The organism is Bacillus xiapuensis (assembly GCF_002797355.1).
Lineage (GTDB): Bacteria > Bacillota > Bacilli > Bacillales > Domibacillaceae > Bacillus_CE > Bacillus_CE xiapuensis.
Map to the genome: position 1 here is coordinate 85,233 of NZ_KZ454939.1, position 22,216 is coordinate 107,448.

22 protein-coding genes and 1 rRNA gene (1 of these 23 running past the window's edge) are annotated in these 22,216 nt (G+C 43.6%); 16 read left to right on the forward strand and 7 right to left on the reverse strand.

Annotated elements, in window-relative coordinates; all coding sequences use genetic code 11:
• The 7 genes from rrf to CEF20_RS00450 all read left to right on the forward strand — a co-directional run.
• A 5S ribosomal RNA gene (gene rrf, locus CEF20_RS00420) occupies positions 1–50 on the forward strand; it begins 66 nt to the left of the window's first position.
• Positions 51–597: 547 nt separating this feature from the next.
• Positions 598–906, forward strand: coding sequence for a metal-sensitive transcriptional regulator (locus tag CEF20_RS00425; RefSeq protein ID WP_100331946.1), 309 nt, complete (start codon positions 598–600; stop codon positions 904–906).
• Between the two features lie 62 nt (positions 907–968).
• Complete coding sequence (gene copZ, locus CEF20_RS00430) at positions 969–1,172, forward strand: copper chaperone CopZ (RefSeq protein WP_100330004.1); 204 nt, start codon at positions 969–971, stop codon at positions 1,170–1,172.
• Between the two features lie 97 nt (positions 1,173–1,269).
• Positions 1,270–3,687 carry a heavy metal translocating P-type ATPase gene (locus CEF20_RS00435; RefSeq protein WP_100330005.1) on the forward strand — a complete coding sequence of 806 codons (2,418 nt, stop codon included), beginning with the start codon at positions 1,270–1,272 and terminating at the stop codon, positions 3,685–3,687.
• A gap of 481 nt (positions 3,688–4,168) precedes the next feature.
• Positions 4,169–5,014: a KPN_02809 family neutral zinc metallopeptidase gene (ypfJ, locus tag CEF20_RS00440; RefSeq protein WP_100330006.1), complete on the forward strand. Its 846-nt coding sequence runs from the start codon at positions 4,169–4,171 to the stop codon at positions 5,012–5,014.
• Between the two features lie 100 nt (positions 5,015–5,114).
• On the forward strand, positions 5,115–5,552 hold the full coding sequence (locus tag CEF20_RS00445; protein ID WP_100330007.1) for an Hsp20/alpha crystallin family protein: 438 nt from the start codon (positions 5,115–5,117) through the stop codon (positions 5,550–5,552).
• A 184-nt stretch (positions 5,553–5,736) separates the two neighbouring features.
• Positions 5,737–7,212 carry an aldehyde dehydrogenase family protein gene (locus CEF20_RS00450; protein WP_100330008.1) on the forward strand — a complete coding sequence of 492 codons (1,476 nt, stop codon included), beginning with the start codon at positions 5,737–5,739 and terminating at the stop codon, positions 7,210–7,212.
• 287 nt (positions 7,213–7,499) lie between these two features.
• Here the strand turns inward: CEF20_RS00450 and CEF20_RS00455 are convergent, their stop codons facing one another.
• Positions 7,500–7,949: a hypothetical protein gene (locus CEF20_RS00455; protein WP_100330009.1), complete on the reverse strand. Its 450-nt coding sequence runs from the start codon at positions 7,947–7,949 to the stop codon at positions 7,500–7,502.
• Position 7,950: 1 nt separating this feature from the next.
• Positions 7,951–8,145 (reverse strand): helix-turn-helix transcriptional regulator, encoded by a 195-nt coding sequence (locus CEF20_RS00460; RefSeq protein ID WP_100330010.1) that lies wholly within the window; start codon positions 8,143–8,145, stop codon positions 7,951–7,953.
• A gap of 311 nt (positions 8,146–8,456) precedes the next feature.
• Between CEF20_RS00460 and CEF20_RS00465 the strand changes: the two genes are divergently transcribed.
• From CEF20_RS00465 to CEF20_RS00475, 3 genes are all read left to right on the forward strand, one after another.
• Positions 8,457–9,305 (forward strand): flagellin N-terminal helical domain-containing protein, encoded by an 849-nt coding sequence (locus CEF20_RS00465; RefSeq protein WP_100330011.1) that lies wholly within the window; start codon positions 8,457–8,459, stop codon positions 9,303–9,305.
• A 419-nt stretch (positions 9,306–9,724) separates the two neighbouring features.
• Positions 9,725–11,185 (forward strand): DHA2 family efflux MFS transporter permease subunit, encoded by a 1,461-nt coding sequence (locus CEF20_RS00470; RefSeq protein ID WP_100331947.1) that lies wholly within the window; start codon positions 9,725–9,727, stop codon positions 11,183–11,185.
• Between the two features lie 226 nt (positions 11,186–11,411).
• Positions 11,412–12,815 carry a YcdB/YcdC domain-containing protein gene (locus CEF20_RS00475; protein WP_100330012.1) on the forward strand — a complete coding sequence of 468 codons (1,404 nt, stop codon included), beginning with the start codon at positions 11,412–11,414 and terminating at the stop codon, positions 12,813–12,815.
• A 49-nt stretch (positions 12,816–12,864) separates the two neighbouring features.
• Here the strand turns inward: CEF20_RS00475 and CEF20_RS00480 are convergent, their stop codons facing one another.
• Together CEF20_RS00480 and CEF20_RS00485 are read right to left on the reverse strand one after the other, a co-directional pair.
• Entirely contained in the window at positions 12,865–13,593 is a 729-nt protein-coding gene (locus CEF20_RS00480) for a hypothetical protein (protein WP_100330013.1), read from the reverse strand.
• Between the two features lie 185 nt (positions 13,594–13,778).
• A complete protein-coding gene (locus tag CEF20_RS00485; protein WP_100331948.1) occupies positions 13,779–14,432 on the reverse strand; it encodes an MOSC domain-containing protein in 654 nt (217 codons plus the stop codon).
• A 179-nt stretch (positions 14,433–14,611) separates the two neighbouring features.
• Between CEF20_RS00485 and CEF20_RS00490 the strand changes: the two genes are divergently transcribed.
• Entirely contained in the window at positions 14,612–15,049 is a 438-nt protein-coding gene (locus CEF20_RS00490) for a YtxH domain-containing protein (protein ID WP_100330014.1), read from the forward strand.
• A gap of 43 nt (positions 15,050–15,092) precedes the next feature.
• Here CEF20_RS00490 and CEF20_RS00495 read toward each other — a convergent pair whose 3' ends face one another.
• From CEF20_RS00495 to CEF20_RS00505, 3 genes are all read right to left on the reverse strand, one after another.
• Positions 15,093–15,881: a TIGR00266 family protein gene (locus tag CEF20_RS00495; protein WP_100330015.1), complete on the reverse strand. Its 789-nt coding sequence runs from the start codon at positions 15,879–15,881 to the stop codon at positions 15,093–15,095.
• A 470-nt stretch (positions 15,882–16,351) separates the two neighbouring features.
• On the reverse strand, positions 16,352–17,014 hold the full coding sequence (locus CEF20_RS00500) for a hypothetical protein (protein WP_100330016.1): 663 nt from the start codon (positions 17,012–17,014) through the stop codon (positions 16,352–16,354).
• 185 nt (positions 17,015–17,199) lie between these two features.
• Entirely contained in the window at positions 17,200–17,625 is a 426-nt protein-coding gene (locus tag CEF20_RS00505) for a hypothetical protein (protein WP_100330017.1), read from the reverse strand.
• Positions 17,626–18,382: 757 nt separating this feature from the next.
• Here CEF20_RS00505 and tnpA point away from each other — a divergent pair.
• The 5 genes from tnpA (at position 18,383) to CEF20_RS00535 (ending at position 22,191) form a co-directional block, all read left to right on the forward strand.
• A complete protein-coding gene (gene tnpA, locus CEF20_RS00515) occupies positions 18,383–18,781 on the forward strand; it encodes an IS200/IS605 family transposase (RefSeq protein ID WP_100331949.1) in 399 nt (132 codons plus the stop codon).
• 4 nt (positions 18,782–18,785) lie between these two features.
• Positions 18,786–19,862: an RNA-guided endonuclease InsQ/TnpB family protein gene (locus CEF20_RS00520; RefSeq protein ID WP_100330019.1), complete on the forward strand. Its 1,077-nt coding sequence runs from the start codon at positions 18,786–18,788 to the stop codon at positions 19,860–19,862.
• Between the two features lie 200 nt (positions 19,863–20,062).
• Complete coding sequence (locus CEF20_RS00525; RefSeq protein ID WP_100330020.1) at positions 20,063–20,275, forward strand: hypothetical protein; 213 nt, start codon at positions 20,063–20,065, stop codon at positions 20,273–20,275.
• Between the two features lie 4 nt (positions 20,276–20,279).
• Entirely contained in the window at positions 20,280–20,639 is a 360-nt protein-coding gene (locus CEF20_RS00530; protein ID WP_100330021.1) for a hypothetical protein, read from the forward strand.
• A 355-nt stretch (positions 20,640–20,994) separates the two neighbouring features.
• A complete protein-coding gene (locus CEF20_RS00535) occupies positions 20,995–22,191 on the forward strand; it encodes a class I SAM-dependent rRNA methyltransferase (protein WP_100330022.1) in 1,197 nt (398 codons plus the stop codon).
• Positions 22,192–22,216 lie beyond the last annotated feature (25 nt).

Sequence of the window (22,216 nt, forward strand, 5' to 3'; positions counted from 1 at the left end):
GCCGATGGTAGTTGGGGGTTTCCTCCTGCGAGAGTAGGACGCTGCCAGGCAAACAAGAAAAAGAACAGCCTGTGCTGTTCTTTTTTTATTTTTGGCGGTACACTGAGATGTGCCAGACGGATAACGAGGGAAGCATTAGCCCGGCATACAGGATGTAAGGGGAAAGAAAAAAACTGTGACGGTATATTTTTTACTCCGCTATTTAAAGAATGAGTCTTATTTCTTTCATTTCGTAAATTTGACAAAATGTAAGCAGAAAAGCCTGTTTTTTACCATGAGTGTTATGGAAAGGGAGCCGCTGTCAATACTGATACATAGCTTTCTAAAAATGAAATGAGCGATATTTCTCAGCCCCTTCTCTTCTTCCGGAGGGCAGGTATCTGAACAGAATGACTTAAAAAACGCAGATTCTGATTCGCTTTTATCAATGGTCATTTCTCAAAACTTAACTATTTTGGCTTTTAACTTACCTCCGAAAGAATCCCTCACCTCTAAGCGAAGCGCAGGTGGAGGGTAGTTCATTTCATATAGCCAGTTTGTGTGTTGATTTTTATAGCACAGCATGCTAATATAGGGTTACGGGGTATAAGTATGAAGATGGAGCAAGGAGGGAAGCCTGTGGAAGAAGAAGTAAAATCGACGGTTCAGCCGAATAAACAGCAGCTTCTTAACCGGTTAAAGAGGATTGAAGGGCAAGTGAGAGGTATTCACCAAATGATCGAAAACGACCGCTATTGTGTAGATATACTCCACCAAATTAGCGCAGTCCAGTCGGCGATTAACAAAGTGTCTTTAGCTTTGCTCGAAGATCATACGTCTCATTGTGTTGCTCACGCAATTAAAGGAAATAACGGTGAACAGGCAATCAAGGAATTGATGGATGTAATGAAAGCACTGACTAAGTAATGAAAGTCAAGAGTAAAAGATTCATCAAGTGGTATAGCTAAAATATACAGGAGGTTGTTCAAATGAAAGAAATCATAAAAGTACAAGGAATGTCTTGCAATCATTGTGTCAATGCCATTGAAGGAAGCGTGGGCAAATTGGCTGGTGTATCTTCGGTTAAGGTCAACCTGAGTAAAGGGGAAGTAGCGGTTGAGTTTGACGAAAGCCAGACAAAGTTAGCCCAGATAAAAGAAACCATTGAAGATCAAGGATATGACCTTGCATAATTTACTGGTTAATATGCAGTAGAAAGATCGTGCCTGTAGGTATGGTCTTTCATTTTATCATTATTATACCCCCACTATGTATTGGAGGGATCGAGGTATGGCAAGCAAAGAAAAAACACTGCGAATTGATGGGATGACATGTGCCGCTTGTGCCCGCCGCATTGAAAAAGGGCTGTCGAAGATCGAAGGCGTGGAGGAAGCTAACGTTAACTTTGCCCTGGAACGTTCTACAGTGGTATATGACCCGGATAAGACCAATGTACAAGAGCTGAAGGAAAAGGTTGAGCATCTAGGCTACAGTGTCGTTCAGGAAAAAGTGGAGTTTGACATTTCAGGCATGACGTGCGCTGCTTGTGCCAATCGGATTGAAAAGAGAGTTCGCAAGATGGAAGGCGTTGAAGAGGTTAATGTGAACTTTGCGCTTGAAACGATGACCGTTGTTTATGATCATCAGCAAGTGACTCCTGCGGAAATGAAGCAAATTGTTCATAAACTGGGCTATGAACTGACATCTAAGCTGAATGAGGCTGAAAAGGTTGATCACAAGGAAGTAGAAATTCAAAGACAGTCCAGAAAGTTTTTGCTTTCACTTATATTGACGATTCCATTATTCTGGACGATGGTCGCCCATTTTGAATTTCTCTCCTTTCTTTATTTGCCGGACATCTTGATGAATCCGTGGGTACAGCTGATGCTGGCGACGCCTGTTCAATTTGTTGTCGGAGCGCAGTTTTACAAAGGAGCTTATCATGCCTTAAAGAACAAGAGTGCAAATATGGATGTGCTTGTAGCTTTAGGTACAAGTGCGTCTTACTTCTACAGCTTATATTTGGTGTGGGAGTGGGCGGCAGCTGGTGCAGAGGGTATGCCGCAGCTTTATTTTGAGACTTCTGCCGTCATCATCACGCTCATTTTGCTAGGGAAGCTTTTTGAAGTGCGGGCGAAAGGGAAAACGAGCCAAGCCATTCAGAAGCTTCTCAGTTTGCAGGCGAAGACGGCTCGCGTATTAAGAAATGGAAACGAAGTTGAGATCCCGATAGAAGAAGTCATGGCTGGTGAAGTGATTCTAGTCAAGCCAGGTGAAAAGATTCCGGTAGACGGGGAGATTCTTGAAGGACGTTCGGCGATTGATGAATCGATGATTACAGGTGAAAGTATTCCTGTCGATAAAACGGCAGGTGATGCTGTCATTGGAGCCACGATTAATAAAAACGGGTCATTGAAGATCAAGGCGACGAAGGTAGGCAGCGATACAGCGTTAGCACAAATTGTAAAAGTCGTAGAGGAAGCACAAGGGTCTAAAGCAGATATTCAGCGGTTAGCTGATAAGATTTCAGGGGTTTTTGTTCCGGTTGTAGTCGCTATTGCTGTCGTTACTTTCTTCATTTGGTATTTTGCAGTGACACCGGGTGACTTCCGTTCGGCATTAATTCCTACCATTTCAATTTTGGTCATTGCTTGTCCTTGTGCTTTAGGCTTGGCTACACCCACTTCCATTATGGCCGGTTCGGGCCGTGCTGCTGAAATGGGCTTGCTTTTCAAAGGCGGCGAGCATTTGGAGCATACGCAGACCATTGATACGGTTGTCCTTGATAAGACAGGAACCGTTACAAAAGGAGAACCATCGTTAACGGATGTTATGATAGCGGATTATTTGGAAGAAACCGATATACTCCAGTTAGTCGGCACAGCAGAAAAACAATCGGAGCATCCATTAGCTCAGGCGATCGTTGACGGCATTAAAGAAAAGGGGATTTCACTTCTCAACGCGGAAGAATTTGAGGCATTGCCAGGCCGGGGAATTCGCGCTGTTGTCCATGCGAAGGAAGTGCTGATTGGTACGCGGAAATTAATGACTGAATCGGGTATTGCCATTCAGCCGCTGGAAGCAACTATGGAGAAATGGGAAAGTGAAGGAAAAACAGCTATGCTAATAGCAATCGATCAGCAAATAGCCGGAGTGGTAGCGGTAGCTGACACGTTGAAGGAAACATCTGAAGAAGCCATCAGCCGGATGAAAAAGCTTGGACTTGAAGTGGTTATTCTAACTGGGGATAATCAGCGTACGGCTGAAGCCATTGCTCGGAAAGTGGGCGTCGAGCGAGTGATTGCCGAGGTTCTGCCTGAACAGAAAAGCGGAGAAATTAAAAAGCTGCAGGAACAAGGAAAAAATGTCGCGATGGTCGGTGACGGCATTAATGATGCCCCCGCTCTTGCCACTGCCAATGTCGGGATGGCTGTTGGAACGGGAACAGATATTGCCATTGAAGCAGCGGACATTACGTTGATGCGCGGAGATTTAAACAGCGTGGCAGATGCTTTCTTGATGAGCCGGAAAACGATGAGAAATATTAAGCAGAATTTATTTTTCGCTTTCTTTTACAATACCATTGGCATCCCTGTAGCAGCAATGGGGCTGTTAGCTCCTTGGGTAGCAGGAGCCGCTATGGCCTTCAGCTCCGTTTCCGTCGTGTTGAATGCTTTGCGTCTGCAAAAAGTCAGCATGAAAGATTAAATGTCTTTAGGAAAAAACATCTTTTAGGTAAGAAGGCACTGAAAAAGTGATGGCTTTGAAATAGCAATATGTATCTTATCAATGGATAGCAAGCAAACAGGGAGTTCATCGCCTATACATCGCAGGTGATGAACTTCTTTTTGTCATGAAGAAGACGATCTCAGCATTCTCTGAGATAGAGTATTTTTTTGCGTAAACAAAAGAGTGGACTCGCTTACTTTAAGTGAGCCATCGGCAGTGAGAGCTTTCTGTATCGCCCTGCTGAAAAAAGAACAACGGCTGCCATCTCGCAGCGCCTTGCTGCAGGCTCGAACGAATCGGGCATTTAGTTGCTGCGATTCCGCACTTAGACTTTTGCTTCGCCGCTTCATCCCAGAAAAGTGGCGTTGTTCATGCAGGATAAACGAAGTTCGTCTAAGTTCCACTTTGTTTGGGTATAACACTAGTAACTTTTCTGCATACTTAATTAGGGGGCAAGTTTATGAAATGGCGAGGCAGACGAGAAAGCTCTAATGTGGAAGATAGAAGGGGCATGAGTGGAAAAGGCATAGCCGGAATAGGCGGAGGAATTGGGTTGGTAATAGTCTTAATCTATGCGCTGCTCGGCGGCAATCCCGGAGAACTGCTCGATGATACTCAAATCACAGGGTCAGATTCATCTATTTCTCATGAAGAAACAGCCCAAGAGGAGGAGCTGTCTCAGTTTGTTTCGGTGGTGCTTGCGGATACCGAACAGGTATGGGGGAAACTGTTTCGCAAAGAAGGCTTGGTGTATAAAGAGCCGAAGCTTGTGCTCTATTCCGGGAGCGTTGAGTCGGCATGCGGAGCAGCCAGCGCCGCTGTCGGCCCATTTTATTGCCCGGGCGACTCCAAGCTGTATATCGATCTGAGCTTTTATCAAGATTTGCAGGATAAGCTACAGGCGCCCGGTGATTTTGCAATGGCGTATGTTATTGCTCATGAGGTGGGGCATCATGTGCAAAATCTTCTAGGGACGACAGATCAAATGGCTCGTCTTCGTTCACAGCTGAGTCAAGCGGAGTACAATCAATATTCCGTCCGTTTGGAATTACAGGCAGATTATTTGGCCGGGGTATGGGCTCATCATGCGCAAGGCATGAATGTGCTTGAAGCGGGAGACATCGAAGAAGCTTTGCGTGCAGCCAGCGCTGTCGGAGATGACACGATCCAAAAGAGATCCCAAGGATATACGGTTCCTGAAAGCTTTACTCACGGAACGTCCCAGCAGCGAGTGCGCTGGTTCCATAAAGGATTCCAAACAGGAGATATAAAGGACGGAAATACATTTGAAGCACCGCAGCTGTAAATGCATAAAGTTCACGAAATGTTCATAAAGCAACCGTTTAGCTCATAGAATTCGTGGTAAATATATCCATGTAATCATTTAATAAGGAGGAAGATGAGGTATGGCTTTAATTCCTAGCGATCCGTTTAGACATTTGGCAAATATGAGAAAAGAGCTAGAAGGATTCTTCTCGGAATTCCCTTCTAATTTTGGAACAGAATCGAATATGGGCGGAATCAGAGTTGATGTGTACGAAAGGGACAATGAAGTCGTAGCTGCTTGTGATCTTCCTGGGCTTGAAAGCAAAGACGATATCGACATTGATATTGAAAACAATTTACTCACCATTAGCGGTTCAATGAATCGTTCGAATGAGGTGAATGAGGAAAACATGTATCGGAAAGAACGGTATTTTGGCCGTTTTCACCGGGCTGTCGCACTTCCGGCTCCTGTCTCTCAAGAGGGCGTCAAGGCCTCTTATAAGAATGGTGTGCTAGAAGTCGTGATGCCGAAACGGAAAAAAGATGATAAGAAAAGAATTGAAGTAGATTTTAGTTAAATGTGAACAAACTTATGTGATGGTTTCTCATCACATAAGTTTTTTTGTGAATAATCTTCTCTTTTGACTCTTACTAGATTGCTAGTGATTTGCCAAAAATGGAGCGGATTAGTTGTTTTTTGCCGGCTGAAAGAATATAATTTACTTGATTTACAGATTCTACCCAGTAAAGGAGCGGCGAACGATGACAAATGCATTAAGTCCTAAAGTAGTTTCGTTTTTGGAAGGTTTGAAAACGCTTTATATTAATGGGGATTTCGTTGAATCCGTTTCCGGCAAGACCTTTGAAACACTGAATCCAGCAACAGGAGAAGTGTTAGCGGTTGTGTCAGAAGCTGAGGAAGAAGATATTGATAAAGCTGTTCGTGCAGCCAGAGAGGCTTTTGATAATGGTCCTTGGTCAAGGATGGGATCAGCAGAAAGAAGCCGTTTGATTTATAAACTGGCTGATCTAATGGAAGAAAATAAATTGGAATTAGCACAATTAGATACGCTGGATAACGGGAAGCCTCTGCAAGAAACATTAAATGCCGATGTTCCTTTAGCTATCGAGCATTTTCGCTATTTTGCCGGCTGGTCAACAAAGATTGTCGGGCAAACAATACCTGTTCAAGGCAATTACTTCATGTATACAAGACATGAACCGGTTGGAGTCGTTGGACAGATTATCCCTTGGAACTTCCCGCTCTTAATGGCTGCTTGGAAATTGGGGGCATCGCTCGCTTCCGGCTGTACTGTGGTTCTAAAGCCTGCGGAAAATACGCCACTATCCGCGCTGTATTTAGCTACTTTGATAGAGCAAGCAGGATTCCCGAACGGCGTGGTGAATATTGTGCCGGGCTTCGGAAAAACAGCTGGACAGCCGCTCGTTGATCATCCGCTTGTCGACAAGATTGCTTTTACAGGCTCAACAGCAGTCGGTAAATCGATCATGAAATCAGCGGCGGATACAATGAAACGAGTGACCCTTGAATTGGGAGGCAAATCGCCTAATATCATTCTGCCGGACGCTGATTTATCGAAAGCAATTCCTGGTGCACTAATGGGAATTATGTTTAATCAGGGGCAGGTATGCTGTGCAGGAAGCCGGTTATTTGTCCAAAAGAAAATGTACGACAAGGTCATGTCCGAATTAACGGATGCTGCTAAAAAGGTAAAGCAAGGGAACGGTTTAGATTTAGAGACGACTATGGGACCGCTGATTTCTTCCCAGCAGCAGCAGCGGGTGAAAGGCTATATTGATAAAGGAATTGAAGAAGGGGCGGAAGTGCTGACTGGCGGCACGATTCCATTTGAAAAAGGGTATTTCGTCTCTCCGACGATCTTTGCGAATGTAGATAGTCAAATGACGATTGCAAATGAAGAGATCTTTGGTCCGGTAGTAGCGGCGATGCCTTTTGAAGATATCGATGATTTAGTGGAAAAAGCAAACAGCTCCTATTATGGACTGGCTGCTGGAATTTGGACGCAAGATTTGAAAAACGCCCATCAAATTGCCCATCGCTTGAAAGCGGGTACAGTTTGGATCAATGCCTATAATGTCTTTGATGCCGCAGCTCCGTTTGGAGGATATAAACAATCAGGAATCGGCCGCGAAATGGGAAGCTATGCCCTGGATAACTACACAGAAGTCAAAAGCGTTTGGGTCAATATGGACTGAGCGTGACAAGAAGAAAGCCGCGAAATGCGGCTTTCTTCTTTAGCTTTTAGTATAGCGATTATGGACATGAACGCGGACAGAACCGTTATAGCTTTCTCATGTAACAAAAGGCGAAATTAGCTAGTTGTTCTGATAAGCAAGCATGTAAGAACATTCACAATACAAAAAAGAGAAAGACAGGCAGCGTTTATGCAGGTGTTAGCAGGACGAGTGCTCTATTTCGGAAAGGGACACCGAAAAGCTGGCAGCCAAACATTATTGCAAACAAATTTGATCATGAGCTGTATTTATAGCGAATCCCGATTCTCTTTGTAAGAGCGGCGCAGGGAAATGTAATGGAGCAAATAGAAAAGAAGAGCGGAGACGAAAGCTACTCCAATTGTATCCCATCCCCTTATTCCAAAGAGAAAAGAAATAATCACGAAAATGCCGAAAAAACCGGCCGATCTTACAATGTTTTGCCGTTTTTCTTTCTGGTAAACGGCTTCTGTCGTCACATCAGGAAATTCGATGCCAGACAAGATATATCGAACTGTTGGATAAAGTAATCCTGCTGCAAATGGAATAAGCAGAACTACAAATGAATCGATTTTCCAATCGCTCACCCCAGCTTGCAGGCAAAGCAATCCAAAAAGCAGTGCAAACATGATGACTGCTGATTCAGCCAAGAAAAAGAGGAGTTTTCTTTCTTTATATTCATCATCCGGTAAAAGCACAGAAAGCCATGTTTTGTTCAATTTAACTTACCTCCCAAAAAAGTTCATCCAATGTTTTGCCCAAAGCTTTGGCGATCGCTACGCAAAGCTGCAAACTGGGGTTATATTGCCCTTTCTCTATTAGACCGATCGTCTGACGCGTCGCGTTCACTTCCTGAGCCAGCTGTTGCTGGGTCAGGCCTTTTTCCACACGGGCTAGCTTGATTCTGTTTCTCATTTAATCACCTGCTATTCGCCAAAAAAGACGTATATATATTGCTTTTTGTAATATATATTTTACATATCAATCAATTGATTGTCAACAACCCGTGGGTGAAAAAGGGAGGTTTTTCTGTGTTGAATTATTCGGCAGGAGGATATTCTTGTTTATATTGAAAATATTCCCTTTTGGGCCGATACTAATAGCAAGCAACTAGAAGCTAGGCAGCAGGAAAAGGAGTTATTTTTAAAACATTGAAAAGGAGGGAAGCGGCTTGTCCGATAATACGCAGAAGGAAGAAGGCGTGTTGGACAGCAGTGAGCAAGCTTATGCGAATCCACCATAATCTGACCGCGATGTTTTCTTATCGGATGTATAACAAAGCCATATCGGCTCAAGGACTGGCGATGGAGCGGCTGGCATCGGGCTTGCGGATCAATCGGGCTGCGGATGATCCGGCGGGTCTTGCTATTTCGGAAAGAATGCGAGCGCAAATCCGCGGGTTGAATCAAGCGGCACGAAATACGCAAGATGCCATGTCGTTCATTCAAACGGCAGAGGGAGGACTTAATGAAACGCACGCGATTCTACAGCGAATGCGTGAGCTCTCCGTTCAAGCAGCTAATGATACCTTAAGTGCAGCCGACCGTTTGTCTATCCAAGAGGAGATCAATGAATTGACAGAGGAAGTTACGAGAATTGGCAGTGATACGGAATTTAACACGATTAAGGTACTGGATGGCACGCATGACACGATGAAGATTCAAGTGGGCGCGAATGCCAGACAAACGACGGCAATTGGGTTGTCAGATATGCGGTCGGCAGCGCTCGGCTTGACCGGCAGCGGCGCAGGATACACGGATCAAGGCACGCTGGATATGTCATCCAATGAATCGGCTTCCTCGGCTATTTCTATCATTGATCAAGCAGTTGAGAAGGTATCCTCACAGCGCTCTAAGCTGGGCTCCCATACAAGACGTCTGGAGCACACGCTGAATAATTTAGAGAACACAGCAGAGAACTTAACCGCCGCAGAGATGAGAATCAGAGGAGCCGATATGGCGAAGGAAATGATGAATTATACGAAGAATTCCATTTTGGCTCAAGCTGCCATGGCGATGATGGCTCAAGCTAATCAGCATCCGGCTATGATTTTGCAGCTGTTGAAGACGTCATAACTGCAAAAAGAAATAGTAAATTTCTTTTTTTTGTTAAATATTCGTAAATCGGTTTGACATGCAGAATGGTTACTGATTAAAATGAAGATAAACAATGACGAAAGGGTGGAAAAAGTACATGATTCTATAATCCTGTTTTGAGAGAATTCGTTGTAAAAGGCGAAATGATTTTCTGAACGGGAGGAGTCTGTGCTTTTTTATAAAGGTTAAGCCCTGCAAACTGAATAGCGCAGTGCTGACTTTTCCTGTTCAGAGGGAATCGAATGTTAAACACAAATATTCTGAATAGGAATAGGAACGGGCGTGCACAGATCAAAAAGGTTACGGATCTTCTTACCTCCTATTCGATGAAAATAGGGGGTTTTTTGACATTTGCAATTGATGAATCGTCCATTTTATTCTGTACCGGAGGAAAACAAATGAAACCAAAAATGAATACAAAAATAATTGTCATAACCTTTATGATCGGCGCTTTTTTTTCTATTTTAAACGAAACGCTGCTGAATATTGCTTTAACCGAGCTGATGGATGTCTTTCATATCGATGAGCCGACCGTTCAATGGTTAGCAACGGGATTTATGCTCGTGATGGGTGTATTAATGCCGATATCGGCATTGTTAATTCAATGGTTTACGACAAGACAGATGTTTATCGGTGTGATGACGGTCTTCTTAATTGGAACCATCATCGCCGCTTGTGCTATGAATTTTCCTATGCTGTTAACCGGGCGGATGATTCAAGCGGCGGGAACCGGTCTCTTAATACCGGTGATCATGAATGCCTTGCTTCTGCTGTTTCCTCCTGAAGTGCGAGGAAGAATCATGGGCACATTTGGTCTCGTCATTATGTTTGCACCGGCATTAGGACCCACATTGTCCGGTGTCATCGTTGACTTTTTGGGCTGGCGCTGGTTATTTATCTCCGTCATTCCTTTTACTCTCTTCTCCATCATATTTGCGTTTAAATATTTGCAAAACGTAGGGGAAGTGACCCGTCCGAAAGTGGATGTGCTTTCTATAATTCTTTCTTCAATTGGAATCGGCGGTATCGTATATGGCTTCAGCAGCGCGGGCAATAGTCCAGAGGGATTTCTGTCGGCAACGATCCTTGCAGTAATTAGCATCAGTCTTATCAGCCTCATATTGTTTACATGGCGGCAATTAAAGCTTGAGGAACCCTTGCTGGATGTCCGGGTGTTTAAATATAAAAGCTATACTCGCGGCGTCAGCTTGTTTGTTATTGTGATTATGGCAATGTTTGCTTCCGAGATTGTGATGCCTATGTATTTGCAAGGACCTTTAGGCTATTCCGCCAAAGTAGCCGGACTGCTGCTGCTGCCGGGTGCGTTATTAAACGGGCTGATGTCACCGGTTATGGGTACGCTGTTTGACAAGTTTGGCCCGAGAAAATTAATCATACCCGGCACGGTTGTTTTAGTCGGAGTAATGATCTTTTTTAGCAATATTCACCCATCGATACCAATCTGGTCCTTTATCGTTGTCTATATTATCTTAATGTTATCTATCTCAGCGATCATGATGCCTGCCCAAACGAATGCCTTGAATGAGCTTCCCAAGCATTTGTATCCCCATGGAACTGCCATATCCAATACGCTACAGCCGGTTGCAGGGGCGCTGGGTGTGTCAATCTTTGTCAGCATTATGACGCAGGGCCGAAACAGCTATTTGGAAGATCAGTCGGGTCCGATTACAGAGCAAGCGGTCCATCAGGCGATGACTGTTGGGGTGCACCATGCTTATTGGTTTGCCTTAGGTTTGTGTATTCTTGCTTTTTGCATCGCCTTATTTATTAAAAAAGCGGTTGCGCCGGATTTTGACTCATCTTCCTCCGATCAGGAAAAGACCACTTCTTCGCTTTAACGAAGACAGTCGTATTAGAGAGAAAGGGGCGGGTCCTTGTGCGAGAGGAATCCGCCTCTTTCTGTAAAGGTGAACGGAACGGAGAGGGCGCTCTCACCCGCTGCTGCGGGACGCCAGACGCTGCCAAACAAATGACAGGGCACTGTGAATGATTGCGGCTGCTTTCATTCCTATATGCCTGCTATAAGAAAGAGGGAATTTACAGTGGAACGAAAAGTTAGACATAATGGTCTCTTATATAAAACAAAATACGGCGGACGACGTATACTTGCAAGCTAGTGAATATGACGAACACGAGTTTGAGCTGTATAGAAAAAGCGACGATGAATTAGTAGCCAGTATGGTTTTCAATGACCGGGGCGAGCTTGAAAGCTTCTCCTCTTTTCGAGATGTCAGCGGGATAACCGGTCATTTGCCCCCAAAAGAGATTCGCGCCAATGCAGAAGCTTTCATAGAGAGGGTGCGTCCCGGTTTGTTACAGTCGGTCCGCTTTTCCTGCATGATTGATTTTGATGAAACATACGGCCTTATTTATGACAAAAAAGAGGAGAAGTTCGGCCTGTTTCTTCCCCATTCGGGAGTGAAAATAGATATAGCGAGAGATGGACAGGTTCATGGATTTCATGCCAAAGCGGAAGAGTACAAAGTAATCTATCCGCCTAGCATCATTTCGAAAGAATCTGCAAAATCCATTTACATGGAAACTCTGACGCTTGAACTGCTTATTTCTAAATTGGATAAAGACATGTATGTCAACGGAGACGGTTCTTACCGCCTGTGCTATGCGCCTGTTGAGTATGTTATGGCGCTGGAGGCGGATGGCAGCGCAGAAACGATTGAGGCATATGGAGGGTTTCTTGAAACGTATGAAAGACTGGACAAGCGCCATGTATCGGAAAGTGAGCGCTGGCCATTGATTGGATTGAATGATCAATATGTGAAAATAGCGGAAAGAATCAGCGGTACAGAGAGAGAAGAATGGTGGTCCGCTGCTGAGGATTCCATTCATCCGCTCGATATAGACGAATGGGTTGGGGACAGCATTCAGCTAAGCTTTGATCAAGAAACCGGACGGCTAGTGAGTGTAGTGAATAATGAAGAGACTCGGAAAGGGGCGGCTCCTATTACCGAAGATGAAGCGAGAGAGCGTGCGCTGCAATTTTTATTCTCTCTTTACCCGCAGGCAGATGAACAGTTCACCATGCAAACAAGCCACCCTTCTCATCATTTTATAGCTGATAAGCAAGAGGGAGAGGGCGAGGGCGAGTCAGAATACGTATTTTATTTTCAGCGCATTCATCATTCAATCAAAGTCGATAGTTATGTACTGGTCATTCACGTTGGGGAGCAATCAGGAAACATCCTTTACTTAGAGACGAATGAAATCGCCGAAACATTATGGAAAACGGCTCCTTTTGAACCGGCTATTTCCCAAGAGGAAGCAAAAGCCATCATCTGCAGCAAACTGGAGATGGAGAGAGGCTTTAAGTTGGAATATGGAGAAGAGGGGCCAGCCTATCATGTGACGTATCTTCCTGCTTTCCCTAAAACGGTTGGTCATATCCGTCTGATTGATGCGTTAACGGGAGAAGCTTTTTATGTCAAGACAGGGCTCATGGAGGAGGCTTAGAGCCATACGAGTAAGCAAGGCGAAGCAGACCCGTGCTGCTTCGCCTTGCTTATTGCTCATGTACATAATTAAACAAAATGAATGCCATCATCAATAGCGGCTCTATCGCCTCATGCCCTTCTGTTACTTTCAAACAGTATGAGCACTGCAAGGAATCCGAACGCCATCCGGCAGCGATCACCTGCTGATTCAAACGTATTTCCGTTTTTGAACCGATACCGAATGATTGAAAGTAATACGTTTGGCTGTTTATTTGCAAGAACAGACCTTCCTGCAGCTTCAATGCATTTTTTATGGAATAGTCGGTTTGAACTTGGCCAATCACTTGCTCCTTTTGGCTGATGTGCCACGTTGTATTCCCCTTTTGCTTTTTCTTCTTTCTTTGTTCAATGAACTTAATCTTTTCTCCGTTCTTAAGCTCAAAGCAAAGGTTCATATACCATTTTCCGCCGCCGTTGATGATTTCATTTATGGCATACTGCCACCAGTGCGGGTAGTAACGGTAATACGCTGCTTGTTTGCGGCTGCCTTTATAAAGTAGCTTCCGGCCTGTAGACATTCTTTCTCCGATGCGGGTGTTCCAAATGTTATCAGGCTGCTTAGGCTGATAAGCGGCGTCGCGCGCCTGTATTCGCCTCTGAATCAGCCAAATCAAAAGAGCACCCGGAAGAAATAAAAGCAGAGGGGCTGCCTGGTGCCATTCTAATGGTTCTAAAAGAATCAGCCGAAAAAGCAGGGCGATGGCCCCGACGATAAATAAAAATAATAGCTTCCCCATCGTATCCTCTCCTTTCTGAGGCAAATGCGATCCGAGGAGTACCGCGAGCAAGTGCCGGCAAGTTTATGCTGCAGACGAATGCTCCAGCATAAGCTTCATATAAGGAGAACTATACTGTAAAACAGTACCAAAATTAGATAGGGTAAGCAAGGGGGGGAATAAAACAGTCTGGGACAAGCGGGCTCTTAGGTTGTCGGGGAAATCAGCTTTTCTAAACGTCGGATCAAAGGCTTTCGCCATTGATCGGCCAGTTCTTCAACCGCGAGTAATTTCTCCAGTCCTTCTAGATCCTTTTGCCGGTGAAAGTAAATTTCGTTGCCAAACAGTACGGACACTTGCTGCGGATGAGGTTCAAGCAAAGTGATGGCAGAATCGGCTCTGACCTGTCCTTCTTCTAACACGCGGCATAAGTAGCCGGTAAAGCCTGTTTCAACGATTCTCGGAAGAAGGTGAGGCAAGCGGGTGCGCTTGCTGATCGTGCTGCAAGGCACCCTTCCTTGGGTGATTTGAATAACAGCATCCCCTAAGCGGAAGATGTCGCCAATATGCACGTCCTTCTCCAGCATATGAGTTGCGGTTATATTTTCACCAAAGGCGGCCGAGGGAAGAACGGTTTGAAATTCTTGCTCCCAGAACGGGTAATGCTCAGCGGGATATATACAAACCGCCCGGTCTGGGCCGCCGTGATGTTTCAAATCAGCGACCCCATCCCCGATAAAGCCGTCTTTTGTTAAGTACGCCTCCTCTGTGCTTGCTTTGCAAATGCCTGTGTTCATTTGCTTTTGATCGTCGTATGCCATCATTTTTGGAAGTCCGATAGATAAATGGATCATTTGCATCGGTTGATCGTTCACGAGAACTAGCACCTGCCTTTCATTTAATCATAGAAGCTATTGCTTACAATTATAGTCTTTCCCGCCGTTGTTTGTCATGGCTGATTTCTATCAAAAAATAAGCCGCGGCGTTTAACGGAGGCAGAAAGAGGGGAGAAGAAGGGAAAGGAAAGGAGGAGACGTTCATGGAATCATCTGCCGCCCATGATCAGAATCAGAGTAAACTCATGAAAGGGGTCATCATTGGAGCAGCTGTTGGCGGTGCGTTAGCGCTGCTGGATTCATCCACTCGCTCCAAAGTGACGGAGACGACAAAGGAGATGAAGGATTCGACGATTCACGTGGTCAACAGGGTCAAAGAAGATCCGTCTGCTGTGAAAAATGAATGGCAGGAGCGTTTGCAAAATGCCGCGGCTGTCTTAAAAGAGGCGATTCAAGACGCACAGCATTTATATAAGAAAGTGAATCGGAACGTAGTTGGGCAAGTGAGTCAAGTGACAAAGGAGTCTTCGGAGATAGTGGAAACAGCTGAAGAGGCAGCAAAAGAGCTAAAAGGCATTACCAGTCAAGTGAGGAAAGCGGGAGAAGAAGTAAGAGGAGATCATTCTTCTGACCGTCAATAAAAAACGGCGGAGCATTGGTTCGCTCCGCCGCGAGTTTAGATGATCAGTCATCGCTGAACATACTGAATAAACCGCCGATTCCGCCTTCACCTTTCGAAGAGCCTCCAGCTTGCGGGGCTGAGGCAAAGACACGGCTGGCTAAACGGCTGAACGGCAAGGATTGTACCCAAACCGTTCCGGGACCTTTCAAAGTGGCGAAGAAGAGGCCTTCTCCGCCGAATAATGCTGTTTTAATGCCGCTCACTGCTTCGATATTATATTCTATATCCTGCGTCATCGCGACTAAACAGCCGGTATCAATGCGGAGCACTTCACCAGGAACGAGCGTTTTTTTATGAATTGTACCGCCGGCATGAACAAAACACATGCCATCTCCTTCCAGTTTTTGCATGATGAATCCTTCACCGCCAAAGAATCCGGCCCCCAGTTTTCTTTGCAGCTCAATGCCAACCGACACGCCTTTAGCAGCGGCAAGGAAGGCATCCTTTTGACAAATGATCTTTCCGTTCAGCTCACTTAAATCCATCGGAATAATTTTTCCAGGATAAGGGCTGGCAAAGGAGACATGCTTCTTGCCTTGCCCTTCATTTGTGAAGGTTGTCATGAACAGGCTCTCTCCGGTAATGATGCGTTTTCCTGCTCCCATAAGCTTGCCCATCAGCCCTTTTCCCTGATCAGAGTCATCACCAAATACAGTCTCCATGCGGATGCTGTCCTCCATCATCATCAAACTTCCGGCTTCTGCAATGACGGTTTCCTGCGGATCGAGCTCCACCTCTACAAATTGCATGTCATCGCCATAAATCTTGTAGTCAATTTCATGATTATTCATATGTATTTCCTCCTTTTGATCAAAAAGGGGAAGAAGCTGAATGAAAAGGTTTGGCTCCTCTCCCTCTGTAAAAGCGAATGCCTTTGCTATGTCATACGTCTGACCGAGAAAAAAGGTTTCACTTCAGTTATATGATTTTCTCCAGCATGTAAGCTTTCTTTGTCTCCCCTTCCAGGAAAGGAGCGGGACAGCAAAAGACTGTGCGGAGATTGCGGCATTAAATGCCTGGTTCGTTCGGGGCTGCACGAGGCAGGTAACAAAGACACTGCCACAGGACGGGGCGATGGCAGCTTTGGTTCTTCTTTTCATCAGCAGAGGACGGAAGAGCCCCCGCAGTGTGAAGGTTCCTTTTATTATGTATGCGCCTATTTAAGATTTAAATCACAGCACCTTTCCATTATAGAGCAAAAAATAAGAGCGGGCCTGCCAGGGGCTGCTCTGATAATCATTTTCGTCAGAATGTATGCCGGCTACGGGCACATAAGGGATTGGATATGCTGAATATTTAAATGGATTTCTGTTTCCCTTGAGGTAAGCAAGCTTATACAATGCTTTTCCTTATCCAGCAGCTTGCCGCTGATCGCGTCTTTAGAGCCGATATTGCAAGTAAGAAATGAACCGGTCATATTGTTTAATTGTCCATCAAAAGTGACAGCAAACGTCTTATCCGTGGATGCTGTCAGTGAGCTTGAGTTTTTAAATCCGTAAGGCCGGGCTGTGTGGGGATAGGGAAGCAGCTGAATGATATGCTGAATCGGAATAAGAATCGTTTGGAAAACAGGTGAAAAGAATACAATATAATCATTCATGACAACCGTAATACAGCCATGGAACACATGGCCATTCGAGACGGTTATTTCGACAAACAGTCCTTTGGCTGTCTCCAATATCTCTTCTAAACACAGCTGTTTTGGGAAAGGGGCCGCCGTTTTTAATTTAAAGGAGGGGGACGCCGCTCCGCTGGCGGTGAATCTCTTGATGTTCTTTACATGAAAGAAAGGAATATAGAAAAATTCTGTTTCTTTATAAAGCACCATGACATCCTCTCCAAGTTCAAAGAACAGCCCCGCTAGTTCCGTTTCTCCCGTCAGCTCCACCAATATGAATTCTCCAACATACTCTTCTAGCCGCATAGCAGCTGCAGTCCTCCTTGTTTGTTGGCATTAGCAGATAGCCTTGTATTCCTTTTGCTTTATCCGAGAGTTCTCTGCATATATATGTGGCTGAAGGCAGGAAGGTACCAATCTCTTTGTCCAACAGGTTGAACGGCTAGCCAAAAAGGGTGAAAGTCAAGGGTACTCTCTTCCCGTGCTCATTGTTAAACGGAAGGGTTGATCTTATCCTTAAAGGCGCTGATTTTCTTCTTTGTCTCTGCGAGAAGCGCGTTAAGCTTCTGGAGATCTGGCTGTTCTTTTTTCATTTCATTGATGAGGGGATACAGACTTTTTTCGATGTTTTTATAATCTTGAGGATAGGATTCCTCGATCATTTTCTCTATTTCATCCCATTTCTTCTCGAGCTGCTGGCCAGCTGTTGAAATCTTGTTAGGCGGATTGGTTGCTCTTTCTATTGCTGTTTCGGCCGCCTGCAAGGCCGTTTGTACTTGCCCTATGCCGCTTGTTAGGTCAGCTGTTTGCTGCACCGTCTCCGCTGCTTCTTTTGGACGCTTCTCATCATGGGTCCAATTGCACCCGCTTATTGCCACAGCTGCCGCTAAAGCTAAAAAACAATGGAATTTTTTCATATGATCCTCCTAGAAAGTTTTTTGTTTACAGTGTAAACGGTTCCCGCCCCGTTTATACAGCATCTAAAAACATCATCAGGATGCCGAAATAAAATGGGGATTAAACCGAATCGGGAAAAAGTAGGAATGCTGCTATTTTTAATTCATTTGATGAAGTTTCTTTTGTTGAAACTTTACGTTTACTGAAGAAAACTTCAAAAATCGTATAATTTTAAAATTTATTGCCCCTAAATGGATAGTAGTTTTTGGTTTTTTGAAACATTTTTGGATATTAAGCGTTAAACAAAAAGGTATATTGTCGATATAATAATGGATTACATATATAAGGAATAATGGTAAAATAAAGAAAGTGTTTTCGGTTTTAGTAACTTTAGCTTTAACTATGTCTGTAGTATTTTTGGTCATTCCCAGTAAGTCTTTGGCAGGATCCACCCTAGCGTTAACGGATTTACAGATTATTGGTATTACATCGGATGGTAACAAATTTGTGCGGGAAAATATCCATCCTTATCAAATGGCAGCAAAAAAACCTTTAAACGGATCTGAAGTTCGCATCGCGGTATATTACAGATTTTCCGAACAAGAAAGCCCACACAGGTCGCAGACCGTCTTTAGACGTGGGATGATAGTGAGGTCAAATACGGAGTACCGCATTTAACCGTAAGGTTTTGCGGTACTTCAAGTATTGGAAAACTCCACTATATTTATTTTTATATATTTGTTGTCGTTTATAGTGAAAACTGATAAAAATATAAGTATGGAAGATTATAGAAGAACTACTACAACCGTATCATTCATTAACTATCATTTTGTGTTTTGTCCTCGATACAGAAGAAAAATATTTCTTGACAACAAGCGAGAAAAGAGATTCAAAGAAATGGTGCACGAAATATGCGAACCACTAAAAATACAAGTGATTGCTTTAGAATGTGACAAAGACCATGCACACATGTTTCTCAATGTACTACCTACACTAAGCCCTGCAAACATCATGGCAAAAATCAAAGGAGTGACATCTAAACAGTTGCGAGAAGAATTTCCGCACCTGCGACACCTGCCAAGTTTGTGGACACGTTCTTATTTTGTTTCTACTGCTGGAAACGTATCAAGTCAAACTATAAAGCGATATGTTGAACAACAAAAAACAAGGGGGTGAAATCATGTCACAAACAATCACTGTAAAAATCAAATTGCTACCTACTAAAGAACAGGATTTGACTTTGACCGAAATGAGTAAAACATACATTTCAACAATCAACGATCTTGTGTCTGAAATGGTAAAAGAAAAGAAAAGCACTAAGAAAACAAGTAAAAACATTGGTGCTTCTTTGCCCAGTGCGGTGAAAAACCAAGCAATTAAAGATGCGAAAAGTGTTTTCAAGAAGGCAAAGAAAACAAAATTTGAAACCATTCCAGTCTTAAAGAAACCTACGTGTATCTGGAACAACCAAAACTACTCTTTGGACTTCACTCATATTTCACTGCCGATCATGATTGACGGTAAAGCCAAGAAAACGCCTATTCGGGCTTTATTAATTGATAAGGAAAATCGAAATTTCAATTTGCTGAAACATAAGTTAGGCACATTGCGTATCACGAAAAAGTCAAATAAATGGATCGCACAAATTTCTGTCACTACGCCTACTCCTCAAAAAACGGGATTCAAGGTTATGGGAGTTGACTTAGGTTTAAAAGTTCCGGCTGTTGCAGTAACTGATGACGGAAAAGTGCGTTTCTTTGGTAACGGCAGACAGAATAAATATAAAAAGAGAAAGTTTCGTTCTGTTCGTAAAGCATTAGGCAAAAAGAAAAAATTAAATGCTATCCGCAGTTCAAAAAACAAGGAACAGCGTTGGATGAAAGATCAAGACCATAAAGTAAGTCGTGCGATTGTTAATTTTGCTAAAGAAAATGAAATCTCTGTCATTCGTTTAGAACAATTAGCGAATATCAGACAGACGACAAGAACAAGTCGTAAAAACGAAAAGAATTTGCATACATGGTCCTTTTATCGTCTATCTCAATTTATTGAGTACAAGGCCAAGTTAGAAGGCATTAAGGTTGAATATGTGAATCCTGTTTATACGAGTCAAACATGTCCTAACTGTTCTGAAAAGAACAAAGCACAAGACCGCAAATACAAGTGTAAATGCGGATTCGAGAAACATCGTGATCTAGTAGGTGCTATGAATATTCGATGTGCACCTGTGATTGATGGTAATAGTCAATCAGCATAGGGAACTATAGGTTCTGCCCTATGAGGGGCAATGAGATGCCCTCATCTTGAAGGTTGTTCAAAACAGAAATGGACTGCGAACGCTTAGCCATTCAAGAATCCCACCCGTTTAACCGTAAGGTTTAGGGCTTGCGTCTTTAGACGTGGGAGTCTCAAGAAGGTACTGAGCGTCATGGAGGGATACGAATTTATAGTGATGGAGTGGATATCACTTCACAAACAAGCAAGGCAGCTAATGATGATTTATTATCGGGAGCGGATAGAATTGTATATGGATATATAAAGTATTACAAAATTCCAATTGAATTATTAAGCTCTGGGGGAATAACTGTTTCTACAAATAATGATGATCCTCCTAATAAAGTTGTTAATGATCATTTAAGTTTCACAATAAATAATGGAGAGGTGAATTGATTCAATGAGTGTTGATTTTGGCAATCCTAGTAATAAAGCAGCTTTTCAGGCATATAGTCAATTGACATTAGTTTCTCGTTTCAAACAGCACCTGGAAACTGGGAGAGATTTTGGAGATCAAACAATAGAAGAAATAGAAAGTCAGATGGGTTTAAGCGAATTTATGGATGCAATTAAATCCGACAAAGTGGTTAATCCTGGTTTATCTCGTGAAGTATCCGACTTTCATAACGGGATTTTACGGGACCGCATGCGACTCTCTGGAGACGTAGCTTATGCTGGCCAAGTATCTTCTATCATTAATAAAGCTTTTAAGTTAGGGTTAGTTGGCAATGACCAAGAGCTCATTAGAAAATACAAATAATAATTTATTATAAGTGAAAGCATAGATCACAAGCAGTCACTATTTATAATGTGGTTAATTGCAAAGGTAAGTAGAACAAGCCCTTCTCGTGTGAGAGGGGCTTGTTCATTTATACAAAGAGTGATGCAATGGAGAGAATTAAAGCAATATCGGCAGTTTGAGAGCAGCGTGGGCCAATTTCATACTTTTATCCCCCTTCTCCAGTGCACTAGTTTATTTGGTTTCGATCAGCAAATGATCAGCTTTCCCTAATTCTTTTTCAATATCCTTAAAAATGAAGACGAAGGAGTGCAGGAAGTCTCTTTGTTATGACATAATAAAGGGAGAAGTAATCAAAAGAAATGATGGTGGATCTATGACAAAAGTTCAAACAGTCAAAATTAATAATAAGTATGCGGCTAAGATGAAAAAGGGCTATCCGCTTATTGAAAAGGGGGCTATTGAACAGCCGAAGCTGCTCAAGCGGGAGGGCGAGTTGCTGCGGCTTGTAGATGAGAAAGGCGATTTTATCGGCATCGGCTATTATGGCGTACAAAATAAGGGTCTCGGATGGATTATCAGCCGCCGGCCTGATGAAAGAGTTGATACGGCCTTCTTTGCGAGAAAAATCCAAACCGCTCTTTCTCATCGTCAAAAATTATTTAATGATCCGGAAACGACAGCTTTTCGGGTGGTAAATGGAGAAGGCGACGGTCTTGGCGGAGTCACGATCGACTTCTACGGCGGTTACTACTTAATTCAATGGTACAGCAAAGGGATTTATTCATTTAAGGAGCCTCTTCTTGCAGCGCTTGGACAAGTGGCTGAATATAAAGGGATTTATCAAAAAAAGCGATTTAAAGAAAAGGGGCAATACCTTGAAGAAGATGATTTTGTTATGGGAGAAAGGGGCTCTTTCCCGATCATAGTCAAGGAAAATGGTGTGCGATTCGCGATCTACTTGAATGATGGGGCGATGACCGGGGTTTTTTTGGATCAGCGTGAGGTGCGCAAGGCGATCCGCGAACGTTATTCAGAGGGGGCAGACATGCTGAATATGTTTTCCTATACGGGAGCGTTTTCGGTGAATGCGGCTCTTGGCGGTGCCAACTTGACAACGAGCGTCGATGTGGCAAACCGCAGCCTTCCGAAGACGATTGAGCAATTTGCGGTGAACGGCATGGACTATGAACAGCAAGAAATCATTGTAGATGATGTATTTCAATATTTTAAATATGCTGCCCGGAAGAAGCGGACATTCGATCTCGTTGTTCTGGATCCGCCAAGCTTTGCGAAAACGAAAAAAAGGACATTCAGTGCGGCTAAAGACTATACCGGACTGCTGAAAGAAACAATTGCCATAACGAAAGACCAAGGTGTTATCGTGGCTTCCACGAATTGCAGCGCATTTGGCATGAAAAAATTCAAGCGCTTTATCCAAGACGCCTGTAAAGAAACAAAAACGAACTTTAATATTCTGGAAGAATACAGCTTGCCTGAAGATTTTCGGACAATCCGTGCATTTCCGGAAGGCGATTACTTGAAGGTCGTATTTTTGCGAGTGAAAAAGTAATCGATTCATAATCAGAGCAATGGAA

Coding starts and splice junctions, on each gene's coding strand:
- CEF20_RS00425 (WP_100331946.1), top strand. CDS start 598: ATGGAGCAAGGAGGGAAGCCTGTGGAAGAAGAAGTAAAATCGACGGTT.
- copZ (WP_100330004.1), top strand. CDS start 969: ATGAAAGAAATCATAAAAGTACAAGGAATGTCTTGCAATCATTGTGTC.
- CEF20_RS00435 (WP_100330005.1), top strand. CDS start 1,270: ATGGCAAGCAAAGAAAAAACACTGCGAATTGATGGGATGACATGTGCC.
- ypfJ (WP_100330006.1), top strand. CDS start 4,169: ATGAAATGGCGAGGCAGACGAGAAAGCTCTAATGTGGAAGATAGAAGG.
- CEF20_RS00445 (WP_100330007.1), top strand. CDS start 5,115: ATGGCTTTAATTCCTAGCGATCCGTTTAGACATTTGGCAAATATGAGA.
- CEF20_RS00450 (WP_100330008.1), top strand. CDS start 5,737: ATGACAAATGCATTAAGTCCTAAAGTAGTTTCGTTTTTGGAAGGTTTG.
- CEF20_RS00460 (WP_100330010.1), bottom strand. CDS start 8,145: ATGAGAAACAGAATCAAGCTAGCCCGTGTGGAAAAAGGCCTGACCCAG.
- CEF20_RS00465 (WP_100330011.1), top strand. CDS start 8,457: ATGCGAATCCACCATAATCTGACCGCGATGTTTTCTTATCGGATGTAT.
- CEF20_RS00470 (WP_100331947.1), top strand. CDS start 9,725: ATGAAACCAAAAATGAATACAAAAATAATTGTCATAACCTTTATGATC.
- CEF20_RS00475 (WP_100330012.1), top strand. CDS start 11,412: ATGGTCTCTTATATAAAACAAAATACGGCGGACGACGTATACTTGCAA.
- CEF20_RS00480 (WP_100330013.1), bottom strand. CDS start 13,593: ATGGGGAAGCTATTATTTTTATTTATCGTCGGGGCCATCGCCCTGCTT.
- CEF20_RS00485 (WP_100331948.1), bottom strand. CDS start 14,432: ATGCAAATGATCCATTTATCTATCGGACTTCCAAAAATGATGGCATAC.
- CEF20_RS00490 (WP_100330014.1), top strand. CDS start 14,612: ATGGAATCATCTGCCGCCCATGATCAGAATCAGAGTAAACTCATGAAA.
- CEF20_RS00495 (WP_100330015.1), bottom strand. CDS start 15,881: ATGAATAATCATGAAATTGACTACAAGATTTATGGCGATGACATGCAA.
- CEF20_RS00500 (WP_100330016.1), bottom strand. CDS start 17,014: ATGCGGCTAGAAGAGTATGTTGGAGAATTCATATTGGTGGAGCTGACG.
- CEF20_RS00505 (WP_100330017.1), bottom strand. CDS start 17,625: ATGAAAAAATTCCATTGTTTTTTAGCTTTAGCGGCAGCTGTGGCAATA.
- tnpA (WP_100331949.1), top strand. CDS start 18,383: ATGGAAGATTATAGAAGAACTACTACAACCGTATCATTCATTAACTAT.
- CEF20_RS00520 (WP_100330019.1), top strand. CDS start 18,786: ATGTCACAAACAATCACTGTAAAAATCAAATTGCTACCTACTAAAGAA.
- CEF20_RS00530 (WP_100330021.1), top strand. CDS start 20,280: ATGAGTGTTGATTTTGGCAATCCTAGTAATAAAGCAGCTTTTCAGGCA.
- CEF20_RS00535 (WP_100330022.1), top strand. CDS start 20,995: ATGACAAAAGTTCAAACAGTCAAAATTAATAATAAGTATGCGGCTAAG.